14 protein-coding genes and 1 pseudogene are annotated in these 12,972 nt (G+C 67.8%); 5 read left to right on the top strand and 10 right to left on the bottom strand.

Translation table 11 applies throughout. The features are described from left to right. The coding region (locus VO99_RS27115) for an SMP-30/gluconolactonase/LRE family protein (protein WP_046116095.1) at positions 1-819 on the top strand (819 nt) is incomplete at its 5' end. A 207-nt stretch (positions 820-1,026) separates the two neighbouring features. Here the strand turns inward: VO99_RS27115 and VO99_RS31645 are convergent. Beyond that, positions 1,027-1,275 (bottom strand): annotated as a pseudogene (locus VO99_RS31645) (Bug family tripartite tricarboxylate transporter substrate binding protein); the annotation flags it as partial. 262 nt (positions 1,276-1,537) lie between these two features. Here VO99_RS31645 and VO99_RS27105 point away from each other — a divergent pair. The 3 genes from VO99_RS27105 to VO99_RS27095 all read left to right on the top strand — a co-directional run bounded on the left by VO99_RS27105 (position 1,538) and on the right by VO99_RS27095 (position 6,336). Beyond that, positions 1,538-2,662, top strand: a complete 1,125-nt coding sequence (locus VO99_RS27105; RefSeq protein ID WP_046116091.1) for an IS110 family RNA-guided transposase — start codon at positions 1,538-1,540, stop codon at positions 2,660-2,662. Positions 2,663-3,085: 423 nt separating this feature from the next. Further along, positions 3,086-3,298, top strand: coding sequence for a PEP-CTERM sorting domain-containing protein (locus tag VO99_RS31075; RefSeq protein WP_232315603.1), 213 nt, complete (start codon positions 3,086-3,088; stop codon positions 3,296-3,298). Positions 3,299-3,303: 5 nt separating this feature from the next. Next, positions 3,304-6,336, top strand: a complete 3,033-nt coding sequence (locus tag VO99_RS27095; RefSeq protein WP_083440992.1) for a thrombospondin type 3 repeat-containing protein — start codon at positions 3,304-3,306, stop codon at positions 6,334-6,336. A gap of 53 nt (positions 6,337-6,389) precedes the next feature. Here VO99_RS27095 and VO99_RS27090 read toward each other — a convergent pair whose 3' ends face one another. The 9 genes from VO99_RS27090 to VO99_RS31640 all read right to left on the bottom strand — a co-directional run bounded on the left by VO99_RS27090 (position 6,390) and on the right by VO99_RS31640 (position 12,337). Beyond that, complete coding sequence (locus VO99_RS27090; RefSeq protein WP_052736674.1) at positions 6,390-6,824, bottom strand: LysR family transcriptional regulator; 435 nt, start codon at positions 6,822-6,824, stop codon at positions 6,390-6,392. A 69-nt stretch (positions 6,825-6,893) separates the two neighbouring features. Next, positions 6,894-7,544, bottom strand: coding sequence for a DUF2306 domain-containing protein (locus VO99_RS27085; protein WP_157039834.1), 651 nt, complete (start codon positions 7,542-7,544; stop codon positions 6,894-6,896). 98 nt (positions 7,545-7,642) lie between these two features. Continuing rightward, positions 7,643-8,911, bottom strand: a complete 1,269-nt coding sequence (locus tag VO99_RS27080) for a sensor histidine kinase (protein ID WP_046116088.1) — start codon at positions 8,909-8,911, stop codon at positions 7,643-7,645. Continuing rightward, positions 8,911-9,615 carry a response regulator transcription factor gene (locus VO99_RS27075; protein ID WP_046116087.1) on the bottom strand — a complete coding sequence of 235 codons (705 nt, stop codon included), beginning with the start codon at positions 9,613-9,615 and terminating at the stop codon, positions 8,911-8,913. Before VO99_RS27075 ends, VO99_RS27080 begins: the two co-directional genes overlap by 1 nt. A 91-nt stretch (positions 9,616-9,706) precedes the next feature. Continuing rightward, positions 9,707-10,432 (bottom strand): MipA/OmpV family protein, encoded by a 726-nt coding sequence (locus VO99_RS27070; protein WP_232315601.1) that lies wholly within the window; start codon positions 10,430-10,432, stop codon positions 9,707-9,709. A gap of 189 nt (positions 10,433-10,621) precedes the next feature. Further along, positions 10,622-10,789: a hypothetical protein gene (locus tag VO99_RS30655; RefSeq protein WP_157039833.1), complete on the bottom strand. Its 168-nt coding sequence runs from the start codon at positions 10,787-10,789 to the stop codon at positions 10,622-10,624. Between the two features lie 78 nt (positions 10,790-10,867). Further along, entirely contained in the window at positions 10,868-11,449 is a 582-nt protein-coding gene (locus VO99_RS27065) for a histidine phosphatase family protein (protein ID WP_046116085.1), read from the bottom strand. Further along, a complete protein-coding gene (locus VO99_RS31070) occupies positions 11,449-11,664 on the bottom strand; it encodes a hypothetical protein (protein ID WP_046116084.1) in 216 nt (71 codons plus the stop codon). The genes VO99_RS27065 and VO99_RS31070 overlap by 1 nt, the downstream gene beginning before the upstream one ends. A 421-nt stretch (positions 11,665-12,085) precedes the next feature. Further along, positions 12,086-12,337: an HU family DNA-binding protein gene (locus VO99_RS31640; protein WP_232315595.1), complete on the bottom strand. Its 252-nt coding sequence runs from the start codon at positions 12,335-12,337 to the stop codon at positions 12,086-12,088. A gap of 349 nt (positions 12,338-12,686) precedes the next feature. Here VO99_RS31640 and VO99_RS29950 point away from each other — a divergent pair. Continuing rightward, a partial coding sequence (locus VO99_RS29950) for an H-NS histone family protein (RefSeq protein ID WP_157039832.1) occupies positions 12,687-12,972 on the top strand: 286 nt, incomplete at its 3' end.

Genomic DNA, 12,972 nt, shown 5'->3' with positions numbered 1-12,972 from the left:
CTCGTCGCGGTAGGCGGACACCTTGCGGCCATCAGCGTCTTCCGCGCGCCGGCCAATTGGGCCAACGGCAATGTGCGCGACCGCCAGGGCCGCCTGGTGACCTGCGAGCATTCGGTGACCCGCCGCGTCACCCGCACTGAGAAAGACGGCAAGCTCACCGTGCTGGCCGACCGCCATGAAGGCAAGCGCCTGAACGCGCCCAACGACGTGGTGGCGCGGTCGGATGACAGCCTGTGGTTCACGGATCCGCTGTTCGGCATCAACGGCGAATGGGAAGGCTCGCGGGCGCAGCCCGAGCAGGCCACCACCAACGTCTACCGCTTGGGCGCGGACGGCCGTCTGGCCGCGGTGATCACCGACCTGGTGAACCCCAACGGCCTGGCCTTCTCACCCGACGAGCGGCAGCTGTACGTGGTGGAGTGGAAGGGCACGCCCAACCGTAGCATCTGGCGCTACGACGTGGGCACGGACGGCACGGTGTCGGGCAAGACCAAGCTGATGGATGCCGCCGACTTCGGCGCGCTGGACGGCTTCAAGGTGGACCGCGACGGCAACCTGTGGTGCGGCTATGGCAGCAACGGCGCGCTGCAGGCCGAGCCCACCGAGGTGGGCGGCCGCAAGGTGTTCACACTGAAGGGCCGCCCCGAGGACCTGGACGGCGTGATGGTGTTCAACCCGCAGGGCCGGCCCATCGGCTTCATCCGCCTGCCCGAGCGCTGCGCCAATCTGTGCTTTGGCGGCCCGAAAAACAACCGCCTGTACATGGCCAGCAGCCACTCGTTGTACGCGCTGTACGTGGAAAGCCACGGGGCGGTGTAGTCGCGGTCAGCCCTGTTCAAGCGCCGAATTGCTGACGGAGGGGCAGGAAGAGCGTCTGTGGCCGCGGTGTAAGCACAGAGCGGCGAGGCACGTGCAGTGGTTCGCCGTTTGACAGCATGCGGAAACGGCGTCAGCGCCGGTCGGCGGATGCGCCGCCCGGCAGGCACCTGGGCGGGGCGCTAAATCGCCAGACGCCAGGCGCTGTCGGTTGGCCGAGGCGCCGGACTTTTTGACCAGCTCGCCCCAACGCGGAATCTCGAGGGCCATCAGCGCGGCCGATTCTTCCGGCGTGCCGCCCACCACTTCCATGCCCATGCCGGCCAGCTTGTCGGTCACCTCGGGCAGCTTCAGCGCCTTGCGGATCTCGGTGTTCAAGCGCTGCACGATGGGCTTGGGCGTGTTGCGCGGCGCGTAGACGGCCCGCCAAGATGACATCTCGAAGCCGGCCACGCCGGCACAGATCGTTCATGCAGCTATGTGGGCAATTCACGATCCGAGTGATCTTCGGCGTATGCGGCGGCAAGCGGTGGTGAGGCGTCGTGGAGCGCAACCGTGGCGACGGTGCGCGCTCGACGTTACGGCCTCCGGGACTGCGCTAGACATGATGGCCGCTCAGTGAGAGCGTCAAGGGCTCGTCTCCAGATCCGTGGGTTACTCACCGAAGTGTGCCGAGCCACATACGGCTGGACGAGCCAGACGCAACTGAAGGAGACGAGCCATGGAAAAGCGTACCGAGTTTTTTGTCGGCCTGGACGTCCACAAGGACAGCATCAGTGTGGCGGCGTGCGAGGCGGGTCGAACCCCGGCGAGATTCGTCGGTGTTCTCGGACCGGACGTTCGGCAGTTAGCCAAGCTGCTGGCCCAGGCAGGCGACCCATCGCACATTCGCGTCGTCTACGAGGCCGGCCCGACCGGCTTCGGCTTGTATCGGGAGTTGTGCCGCCGGGGCTACCGGTGCGAGATCGTTGCGCCTTCGTTGATCCCCCAGCGTGCTGGCGACCGGATCAAGAACGACCGACGTGACTGCTGCCGACTGGCGGAGCTGTCGCGAGCTGGCGAACTCAAAGCGATCTGGGTTCCAGACGAGGCGCACGAGAGCATTCGGGATCTGTGCCGAGCTCGGGAAGACGCCGTACAGGCCAGGCTGCGGGCTCGCCAACAGCTCAAGTCGTTCATGCTGCGCCACGATCGGCGCTATCCCGGCAAGACATCGTGGACCAAGACCCATGAACGCTGGATCGCCGACCAGCGATTCGACCATGCTGGCGAAACACTGGCCATGGCGGAATACCTGCTGGCCGTGGAAGCGGCTCAGCAGCGGGTCGATCGCTTGACGACAGCACTGCTGCAAATCGTGCAGAGCTGGTGCTTCGCGCCGGTCGTCGCGGCGCTGCGCAGCTTGCGTGGTGTCGACAGCGTCACGGCGATCGGCCTGATCGCCGAGATCGGAGATTTCGAGCGCTTCGAGACCGCGCGTGACCTGATGGGCTATCTGGGCTTGGTGCCGTCGGAGCATTCAAGCGGCAACAGCGTGCGACGCGGCTCCATCACCAAGACCGGAAACGGCCACGCTCGGCGGCTGCTCGTGGAGGCAGCGTGGAACTACCGCTTTGCGGCTCGCATGAGCACGACGCTGCGCAATCGCAGCGCGGAGCTGCCAGCTGCGATTCGCGACCATGCCTGGAAGGCACAGATGAGGCTCAGCAGTCGGTTTGCCCCGTTGTCCTCGCGTGGCGTGCAGATAAATAAGGTCTGCGTTGCAGTCGCGCGCGAGCTGGCGGGATTCGTCTGGGCGATAGCGCGTCTGGCACAAGCCGCTGCGCCATTACGCAACGGCGCTTGATCGGTAGTGGCCCGAGGCGATGCGACACGGCATCCGACGGGAAGAACCCTCAGTCACACTACGACGGAAGGCCCTGGCAACCCGGCGACCGGCACAACGCCGAATGCCAGCACGGCCGACACCAGACGAGGCGGCGAGCGTGTCCATGAGTCCCGCCACCGCGACCGTTCCGCTGGCGCAAGGCCAGTTCAGCTTCGACCTGATGATGGACTTCGCGCCCAATGAAGCCACGCTTGGCGGCGGGGTCGCGACCTGGCGGTCAGCGGTACCGCGACCTTCGCCTCGTTCACACCATCGGCGTGGTTCGCTTCCACGCCCGATCCATCGCTGTCGGGCCACGGTAGCGCGCTGTCCCAAAAGGATTACGAAATTCACTTCGGCAGCTTCAACGGGCTGTCGGGCCGCAACCTGATCGGCACGGTGGTGGTCAACCTCGACCGCTTCGGCCCAGCGGCCATCGACCTGTCGATCAACAACCTTGTCGGCGCGTTCTTCACCGCAGGCGGCGCACCGCAGGAGGTGGCGTTGCAGGGTGCTTCGTTGGTGGTCACGGCCGTGCCCGAACCGGCCGGTTTGGCCTTGTTTGTGCTGGGAGGTGGACTGCTGGCGCTGCGCAACCTGCGCTGGCGCGGTTGAGCCCGATGCACGCCGATCTTCGTACCGGCGCTCGGCGACTGTGCCGCAGGGTGTTGCGCGGCCTCGTGGGCCTCGCGTTGGCGGTTCCGGCGGGTCAGGCTTGGGCTTTGGCGCTCGGCGTTCAGCTCAATCCCGATCGGGTGCGTCCCGGCGAGGCGATCGTCGCGCTCATCACCGTGACCAATGACAGCGCTGCGTCGGTCGCGAACGTAAGCCTGCAGGCCCGCATGCCCGCGGCCGGTGTGGACACCATCAATCAGGCCTTCATGAGCGGCGGTGCCAACTGCGGTGGCAACTGCAGCCCGAACGAGGTGGTGGGCTGGCCGATTGGCTTGCTACCGCCAGGCAGCGGCGTCACCGTGTCGATGCCAATGACGGTGAGCGCGGCCACCGCCGACGGCACCGTGATCACCGTGACGGCCGCAGTGTCGGTCAACGCGGTGCAGCAGGCCAGCGTGCAGCAGTCGGTCACCGTCGATGGCGACAACGCGTTGTCGCTGGCGCTCGACGTCGACAAGGACGGCGTGGCACCCGGCGACGCGCTGACCTATACGCTCACCTACGGCAACCGCGCGACCTCCTCGGTCACCGGCACCACGCTCAGCGTGCCGCTGCCGGCCGGCACGGTGCTGCGGTCCGCCTCTGGCGGGGGCACCCTGGCCGGCGGCGTGCTTAGCTGGAACCTGGGCAATCTGCAAGGTGGACAGTCCGGTCGCCAGCAGGTGGTACTCGGCGTGGGCGCCGCCCTGCGCTCCGGCACCTTGCTGGCGGTGGACGCCGCGCAGATCGCCGGCAACAGCGCGGTGACCGGGCCAGAAGCCGCCCGCGCCACGCTCGTGACCCGGGTGCAGACCAATCCGGTGCTGGGCCTGGCCTACGCGGTCAATGCCGACCCCGCGCGACCGGGCGAGGCTTTGCGCGCCACCCTCACTGCTACCAATCGCAGCGATGCCACCGTGTTTGGCGCGGTTCTGCGGGCGCGCATGCCCACCGCCGGCGTGAACGTCATCAACCAGGCCTATTTCAGCGGGGGCGCGAACTGCGGCGGCAACTGCAGTCCGTACGACCTGCCGACCTGGACTTTGGGCACGCTCGCGCCAGGCGAGTCGGTCACGGTGAGCCTGCCGGCCACCGTCACGGCGGGCTTTGCCTCCGGCCGGCTGATCGGCCTGCAGGCCGAACTGCGCGCCGACGGCGTGCCGATGGTGGTTGCACGCCACAGCGTGGCGGCCGATGCCGATGGCCTGCTGGCGCTGGCGCTGGACGCCGACAAGGACAGCGTGCTGCCCGGCGAGCGCCTGACCTACACGCTGACGTTTGGCAACCGCGGTAGTTCGGCATCCAGCGGCACGCTGCTGCGGCTGCCATTGCCACCCGGCACCGCCTTCGTCTCCGCCACCGGCGGCGGGGTGCATGCGTCCGGCGTGGTCAGCTGGACGCTGGGCACCCTGCAGGCAGGTCAAGCGGGCCGTCGGCAGGTGGTGGTCCATGCGGGCGCCGCGCTGCCATCGGGATCGCTGCTGGCGGTCAACGCCGCGTCGGTCGCGGGCAGCGGCGCCGTCACCGGCGCCGAGCAGGCGCGGGCGACCCTCGTCACCCGTGTCGAGGCCAATCCCGTGCTGGGTCTGGCCTACTCGAGCAATGCCGATCCGACCCTTCCGGGCGAAGCGCTGCGCACGATGCTCACCGTCACCAACCGCAGCGCGGCCACGGTATTCGGTACGGTGCTGCGGGCGCGCATGCCGACCGAGGGTGTCAGCGTGATCAACCAGGCCTATTTCAGCGGTGGCGCCAACTGCGGTGGCAACTGCAGCCCCTACGACCTGGCGACCTGGTCGATCGGCACGCTGGCGCCTGGCGCGGCGGTGACGGTGAGCCTGCCAGCGACGGTCGCTGGCGGCCAGGCGTCGGGCCGGCTGATCGTGCACGAGGCCGAGGTGCGGGCCGACGGCGTCCCGATGGCGCTGGCGCGCCAGACTGTTGCGCTTGATCCTGACGGTGCTTTGGCCTTGGCGGTGGACGCGGACAAGGACGCTGCCGCGCCTGGCGACCGCGTGACCTACGCGATCACCTTCGGCAATCGGGGCACCACCGCGTTGACCGCGGCGACGCTGCGCTTTCCGCTGCCTGAAGGTGCTGTGCTGTCCAGTGCAGGCGGAGGCACGGTGGCCGGCGGGGTGGTGAGCTGGAGCCTGGGCACACTGCTCTCAGGCAACGGAGGTCGGCGCCTGGTGAGCGTGACGGTGCCGGCCACCGCTCCGGCACATCGCCGCCTGCGGGTGGATGCGGCGGAACTGTCGGCCGACAGTGCCATCACCGGCCTGGAAACAGCCCGTGCCAGTCGGGTGACCCGCATCGTCCCGACCAACCCGCTGAAGCTGACGATCGCCTTGCTACGCAACCCGGTCGCGGCCGGACAGGCCTTCTCAGCCACCGTGCGCGTGGTCAACGCCGGCCCCGTGCCACTGATCAATGTGGTGGTTCAGTCGCGGATGCCCACCGAAGGCGTGCCGGTGGTAAACCAGGCCACGATGAGTCCGCCAGCCAATTGCGGCGGCAACTGCAGCCCGTATGACCTGGTGACCTGGAACCTCGGCACGCTGGTACCCGGGGAGGTCCGCACGTTGACCATGCCGCTGTCGGTGGCGCCCGGCTTCGTGGGAGGGCGGCTGCTGGCCTTCGAGGCCCGTGCGGTCGACGATGCGGCCGACTTGTCGCTGGCCAGCACCAGTGCGCTGGTCGGCACTCAGAGCGACTTGGACGGTGACGGCATCGGCGATTTGCTGGACAACTGCACGCTGGTGAGCAACCCCGGCCAAGAGGACACGGACGGCGACGGCTTCGGGAACGCCTGCGACGGCGACTTCGACAACAACGGCATCGTTAATTTCGCCGATCTCGCGGGTATGCGTGCGGCCTTCCTCGGCTCCAACCGGCTGTTTGATCTGGACGGCAACGGCCTCGTCAACTTTGCCGACCTGGCCATCTTCCGCCGACTGTTCCTGTTGGAACCCGGCCCTTCCGGGCTCTGGCCATAGTGTTGGCGTTGGCCGGGGGCTCGCGGGCCGTGCCCATCGCTGCCATGGGCGTTTTACTGCCGCCCAGCAGTTGGCTGCCTGGCTGGCGCTCTGCCTGCCAAGACCGGGTCATGGCGCAGGCTCATGCGCACGCCGGGATGCAGGGCCTGGAAGCGGTCGAGCAGCGGCCGCAGCCGGCTGCGGCCAAAGTCGTTGGTGGCCGTGACGCGGATCGGCCCTTCCAGCTCGTCGCCCTCTTTCAGGCGGGCCCGCGCGCCGTCCCAATCGTCGACGATGCGGGGGGCATCGCCGAGCACGATGTCGCCCTCCGGCGTGAAGGTCAGCTTGCGCGGCGAACGTGTCATCAATTCAGCGCCGAACTCCTTTTCCAGCTGTTCCACCGCCATCGCCACGGTTGAGGTGGCGACACCCCGCTGGCACGCGGTGCTGGAAAAGCTGCCCGCAGCGGCCCCGTCCAGCAGCACGCGCAGCGCGTCAATCCGATCCATCTGCAGCCCCTTGGCGAGTACCCCGTCCCGCCGGTTGCCTGCATTTATGCGACCCGGCCGTCGCAGCCGTCAGCTTGCCGGCCGGCCCGCCCTTGGGGTCCCGCGGCGCAGCATGATCTCAGCGACGACCAGGTTGGGCACCCAGCACAGGAACGAGATGGCGATGTAGGCGGCGTCCGCATCGATCGGCAGCAGTTGCGACTCCGAGACCGCCAGGTACACGCGCAGCGTCACCGCGGCGAAGGTGAGGGCAAAGGAGCGGACGATCCACGCACGGTGCGCGCTGAAGTCGCGCACCACGGCGGCCCGCCAGGCCAGGCCGGTGGTCGACAGCCAGGCCACCGCCAGCAGACCGAAGCCCAGTCCGGCCACCGGCCCGGCCGTGACTCCTGCGGCCAGCACCAGCCCTGACACGCCGCCGACCATGCAGCCCACCGCGTACACGCGCCCGATCCAGCGGTGGACCGTGGGGCGGCGGGAGCGCAGGCCTTTGAGGAACTGCAGTGGCGCGATGAGCAAGGCGGTGGCCGCGGCCCCGGCATGGATCAGTAGCCACGGGAAGAAGTGCGCATTGCCGACGATGCTCGATGGCAGTGGCCCGAACGAAGCCAGGTAGCGGTATGAGAAGAGCGCCACGGCACTGCACAGCAGTGCGTTGACGAGCCAGCTCATGCGGTCCCACAAGGCCGGGTGCGGGGATGCGAGGCGGTTGGTGATCATCGTGTCTCCAGGGCGAAATGCAAGTGCGCTTGCGCGCTTGCATGCATTGGGGCACGGTGCCGGTGAAGCGAGCGTGAGTCCCGCCGGCCGGCCCCGCGCTACGGTGCCGCGCTGGCGGGCGTTGTCGCGCCCGCATCCGGCACCCGAATGACGGCGGTGGCGGTGTTGCGGGTCAGGCGCAGCTCGAACGTCCATCCGCAGCGGTCGCAGATCCGGCGCACGATTTGGCACCCCAGCCCGAACCCCGGCGTGCTGGGTTCGTCGCGAACGTTGTTGCGCATCTCCATGCCCTGGCCGGTGAGGTGGACGTGAATCGGCCCCGGCGCGCCATGGAACATTGCGTTCTTCAACAGGTTGCCCACCAGCACCTGGACGAGCGTGGCCGGCGCCTCCAGCGCCAGCGGGGCCTGCGCATCCACGATCAGCTCGCGGTCGGGCTGCCCACCGGCCACGTGCAGCAACAGCTCCTGCAGCCACGCCCGGTCGACGACCGTGGTGGCCGACCGCGTGGCGCGGCTGCCGTCGGTGGACAGCTGCAGGAAGGTGTCGACCAGCGCGTGCATGTCACGCAAGCCCCGGTGCGCGCGCTCGATCGCCCGGGCCTGCTCGGGGCGGGCATGCACCTCGATGCGTTCGAGGGCCGTCTGCATCACGGCGGCCGGCGTCCTGAGCTCGTGGCTGGCAAACTGGGTGAAGCGCCGCTCCCGCTCCAGCACGTCGGCCGTGCGTTGCAGCGCGCTGTTGATCTGCTCCACCAGGGCCTGCAGCTCCACGGAAGAACCCGCCGGCAGCGCCAGCGGTGCCAGGCTGTCGGGCGAACGGTCCAGCACCTGGCGCCCGACCTCCTGCATCGGCGCGGTTACCCGTGCGCTGATCCTCTTGCACCACCACAGCAGCCCCACGCACACGGGCGCGATGCCCGCGAGATACCAGACGAACACCTGGTGCTCAATCGTCTCCGTCGGCTTGACCTCCGCGTGGTACTCGACGACGTAAAAGGCGCGTCCCGCCGCATCCGGCCTTGCCATCACGAAGTAGTCCTCCGCGCGGCTGCCCAGCTCGAACAGGCCGCGTGCTTCCGGTGGCAGCAGCCGCTGGATCTTGGGGGGCAGCAGCGGATAGGATGGGTAGATCACCGTCACCGGGTCGATCGCGAGCGGCTCGCGCAGCGGCGCCTGGGCGCTCCAGTGGTCGGCGATGCGGGTAAGGCGGCGTTCGGTCTGTGCCTCCGACCCGAGCTGCAGCGTTGCGGTCACCAGGAACGCGTTCACCAGGAAGCTCACCAGCATCAAGGCAAGCACCGAGTGCCACATCTTCGCGAAGAGCGTGCGCGGCCGGCCCGGCTTGAGGAAGTGCAGCCGCTGCATCAACCTGCCAGTCGGTAGCCCTGCTTGCCGGCCGTCACGATCAGGGGCGGTCCGCCGGCACGTTCGATCTGCCGGCGCAGTTGGTAGAGGTGGGTGCGCAGCGCATCGCTGGCTGGCCGTTCGTCTTCACCCCACAGGGCGGTCTCCAGTTCATCGCGCGACACGACCCGCGGGGCATGCCGCATGAGGGTCTGCAACAGACGGTTTTGCAGCGGCGTGAGGGCGCAGCCGTGGCCGTTGCCGTTGCCGTTGCCGAAAGACAAGCGGCCGCGCACCACATCCAGTGCACAACCCGCGGCCTCGACGATGCCCGCGCCATCCGGCAGGCTGAGGTAGCGCCGGATCGACGCCCGGATCCGCGCGATTAACACCTTGGACTGAAAGGGCTTGACGATGTAGTCGTCCGCCCCGCGCTCCAGGCCCTCGACCACCTGGTCGGCGGCGCCCTGCGCCGTGAGCATCAGGATGGGCGCACGGAATCCATCCCGGCGCACCCGCGTGCAGACGTCAAAGCCGCTGACACGCGGCAGTCCCACATCCAGCAGGACCGCGTCGAACGGCGGCGAGGTTGTGGCCACGGCATGCAGGGCCTGGGCCCCGTCGGCCGCATAGTCGGCGTCGAATCCCGCTTCTTCCAGCGTCTCGAGGATGGACCCGGCGAGGTCGCGGTGATCTTCCACCAGCAGGATGCGTTCGCGGTGCATGGGGCGCCCGGTGAGATGACGTCAACGACGCGGGACAGCTCGCGTCTGCTCGAGGATCGGCCGCATTCTCGCCGCCCCGTCCGTACACGTTTCAGAACAGGTACAGGTATGAGATGCGGGCGCTGTCCTGTCGTGAACGGTCGACCAGCGGGCTGTCCTTGATGCCGGACCCCAGCCGCGTGCTGCTCACGTCGAGCGACAGCCTTTGGCGGGGCGCCAGCGTGTAGCCGATGCGCAGACCCGCTTCGAGGTTCGTGGTGGACGATCCCGCATAGGCGGGGCGCGCCGCGTGGGCCTCCGCTGCCGTCACGCCGTAGTAGTACTCGACGTACTTGCGATCGAGGTGGTGCGCCACCAGACGCGGCGTGACGTCGATGCCGCCGCCGGCGTTGATCCGACGTTCGGCCCCCAGGCTGGCACGAAGACCTTGGCTGTCGTTGGCGGCATCGCCCAGCACCTCGCCGCTGATCGTCAACCAAGGCAGGTCCCAGCGGGCACTTCCGCCCAGCCACACACCCGCCTTGCGTTCGGCCATGCCCTGCAGGGCGGGCGAGTCGTCGGCTTCGTAGCCTTCGCCCGCATAACGCAGCCGCAGCCCCGCGGCCCAGCCGGTGCCGCGGACCAGACTCAGGTCCGCGGAGGGTCCGGCCACCCGCACCCAGCGGTTCTCGAACAGGATCAAGGGCAGCAGTTGTGCCTTGTGGTCGAAGTCGCGGTAGGGCTGGCGCTCTTGACCGACGGTGGCGCCGAGGCCCCATTGGGACGGCGGTTCGGATTGGGCGTGCGCCGCGCCGCTCGTCACGAACAGGAAGGCCAAGGCGGCGAAGCGGAGGCTGGAGACACGGGATGACATGGGGCAAGACGCTTTCAGGAGGAGGGCAGGCAGCCGAAGAGGCTGCCGCCGTGGATGGGTCGGCGGCGTATTGAGGCATCGACGGCGTGAAGCAAGCGTGAGGACGCTTGCGCGGCCGCGAGCTTCTGCGTCCAAAAAGCGTCCAGGCAGTGCTCAGCCGTTGAATCGCGCGCCCATGTTGACCACCGATCTGGTGACAAACTGCGCGGCGGGCGGCAGAAAGGCAACGATGGCGGGTCTTTCGACCCGCACAGCCGTCATGACGGCGGCGGTGTTCGGTTGCACCGAACAGCGGCGGCAAAGCGCAAAAAAGATCTCCATCACGCCAGTGCGGATGCGGTATCGCCGCACCGGCGTTCCTATGCGAGACGCATGAGCGCCTCGCCCGCTTTCTGCGCTTCAGAGGGCAACTGCGGCGCCGTTGGCCATGCGGAGCCCCAGCTGGTACCGTCTGAAAGCCAACATGTCGGCAGCGTCGCGTGCCCAATTCCCAGCGCTGAGCCACTGCAGCATCCCGCACCAGATCCCGTGGCCGAAGATCACTGTGCCGTCCGGCAGCTGCGGAAGGCGCCGATCTGCGAACCGCCGAACCCGCTCCTGGAACTCGATGAAGGTGTCCGCCTGCGGGCCAGCGCGACGATGCAGGTTCGGCCTCTCCCACAGGGGTCGCACCACCTCCCGACGCTGCACGCCGTTCATCCCTTCAATCAGCGACGGACAGATGATGGACAGCTCGTCGAGAAGCGGCTCGACGTCTGGCACGACGCCCGTTAGACGGCAGTACGGCTGCGCGGTCTGCTGTGTCCGCAGCGCCCGTGAGACAAGCACCAGCGCCGGGGGCGCCGGCAGCGTTGCGGCCAATGCGCGCGCCGCGCGCGCGCCCGCCTCGGACAGCGGGATCAAGTTGTTCGGCATGGTGATCCCGCCAGCGTTGGCCAGGCTCTCGGCATGACGGACGAAGAGGACTCGAGACCTTCCCATCAACCCACCGTGGTGAAACCGGCCGCGCAGGCGAACATGACAGCGGAGACGGTGACCGCCGCGGCGCCTGCCAGCACTGCGCGCCAGCCGTACAGCCACATGTCCGGACCGTCGGGGCCGTCGCCGAGGGCGATTTTGCGTTTCACGATGGCGCTCCGCCCCACAACGAGCGAAACGACGCCCACGATCAGGCACATCCACCGGTTCGAGTCCATGGGCGCGCATCGTAGCGCTGTGCGAGCTTGGCGGCGCCAATCAGTCGAATTGACTCCTGCGGCCATCGCACGCGGAGAGCTACAACGTCATGGTCTTTGCCAGGTCGACCGCGTTTTTTTGCAAACGAAGCGCCTCGTCGCCAATGACCACTGGCATTCAGACGACCGGACCCCCTCGCATGTGCACGAGGCAAGCAGTCCGGCTCACGCCATGGTGCCGGTCGGCGGAACAGGCCGCACAGCAGCAGCGTCACGACCGTCACGAAGGTGCGTCCATTGACGATCGGGCGGCGCGACATGAAGGATGCGCCACTGAATGGCTGCAAGTGGGTCGCCGGCCGTGCGCATTTGCTCGGAGGTGCCCGTCGCGACCGCCGGCCGGGCGTGACCGGTGGCGTGTCAACTCACAGTGCCGCGTCTTTCACCCTCTTGAGTGCGCGCAGGCGCAGTTTTTGTCGTCGCCGGCGTTGCAGCAAACGTCGGCTCCTGTTTGGTGAACGGGTTGATGCCCACGCGTTTTCAGGGCCGGCACGGCAACGGCCGTCACCTTGAGCAGACCCGGCAACGTGAATTCGCGCAGTCCCTTGATGTGCAACGGAGCCAGCATTGTGGCTTTGAGCCCTGCCAGGACGGCTTTGACCTGCTTGGCATCGACGCCCGTCGTCTGGGCCACGTGTGCCAACAACGCGGTCTTGTTGGAGGCGGAGGCGGTGGGCTTCAGTCCCGCGCTGCTCGACTCCTTCGCAGCAAGGTCGTTTGGGCGCTGACGGACTTGGTGGGTGGGGACGTCTTGGCAGTGACCATGAGGTGGCAGATTCCTTGGCATTGACGTGACGGCGCGGCACGGGGATTCTCGGCATACGCCGCGCCTGTTTGAGCTGGCGGGTAAGTTTGCGCTCATCGAATGCATGCAGTTAAGGTGTTCCTGAACCGGCGTAGTGTCTAATTTATTAACAGCACAGAACAATCAGCGTATTCCGTAATGCGGCATACTTCGGCGTCCCGATTCAATGAGGCCGCCAATGGCAAAGAAGTCACTCGCCGATCTGCAGGCGCAAATTGAGAAGCTGCAAGCCGAAGCCAACCGACTTCGCGAACAAGAAAAAGCCGGTGTGATCGCCCGCATCCGTGAAGCGATCGCGGCGTACGAGCTGACCGAGCGGGATCTGTTCGGCACCACGTCGCGTGTGGCTGCACCGAAGCGCGGTCGGCAGCCCAAAGCCCGTTCGGCGGCTTTTGCCGATGGCGCGGGCAATGTGTGGGGTGGGCGTGGTCCACGTCCACGCTGGCTGCGCGAAGCGCTGCAAC

This window comes from Aquincola tertiaricarbonis (assembly GCF_000969605.1).
In the GTDB taxonomy this organism is placed as follows: domain Bacteria; phylum Pseudomonadota; class Gammaproteobacteria; order Burkholderiales; family Burkholderiaceae_C; genus Aquincola; species Aquincola tertiaricarbonis.
The sequence above is the reverse complement of the archived record's forward strand: the minus strand, read 5'-3'. Positions and strand labels throughout refer to the sequence as shown.

Excerpts from the sequence above, each read along its gene's own strand:
- VO99_RS27105 (WP_046116091.1), top strand. The coding sequence starts at position 1,538 with ATGGAAAAGCGTACCGAGTTTTTTGTCGGCCTGGACGTCCACAAGGAC.
- VO99_RS27095 (WP_083440992.1), top strand. The coding sequence starts at position 3,304 with ATGCACGCCGATCTTCGTACCGGCGCTCGGCGACTGTGCCGCAGGGTG.
- VO99_RS27090 (WP_052736674.1), bottom strand. The coding sequence starts at position 6,824 with ATGGATCGGATTGACGCGCTGCGCGTGCTGCTGGACGGGGCCGCTGCG.
- VO99_RS27085 (WP_157039834.1), bottom strand. The coding sequence starts at position 7,544 with ATGATCACCAACCGCCTCGCATCCCCGCACCCGGCCTTGTGGGACCGC.
- VO99_RS27080 (WP_046116088.1), bottom strand. The coding sequence starts at position 8,911 with ATGCAGCGGCTGCACTTCCTCAAGCCGGGCCGGCCGCGCACGCTCTTC.
- VO99_RS27075 (WP_046116087.1), bottom strand. The coding sequence starts at position 9,615 with ATGCACCGCGAACGCATCCTGCTGGTGGAAGATCACCGCGACCTCGCC.
- VO99_RS30655 (WP_157039833.1), bottom strand. The coding sequence starts at position 10,789 with ATGGAGATCTTTTTTGCGCTTTGCCGCCGCTGTTCGGTGCAACCGAAC.
- VO99_RS27065 (WP_046116085.1), bottom strand. The coding sequence starts at position 11,449 with ATGGGAAGGTCTCGAGTCCTCTTCGTCCGTCATGCCGAGAGCCTGGCC.
- VO99_RS31070 (WP_046116084.1), bottom strand. The coding sequence starts at position 11,664 with ATGGACTCGAACCGGTGGATGTGCCTGATCGTGGGCGTCGTTTCGCTC.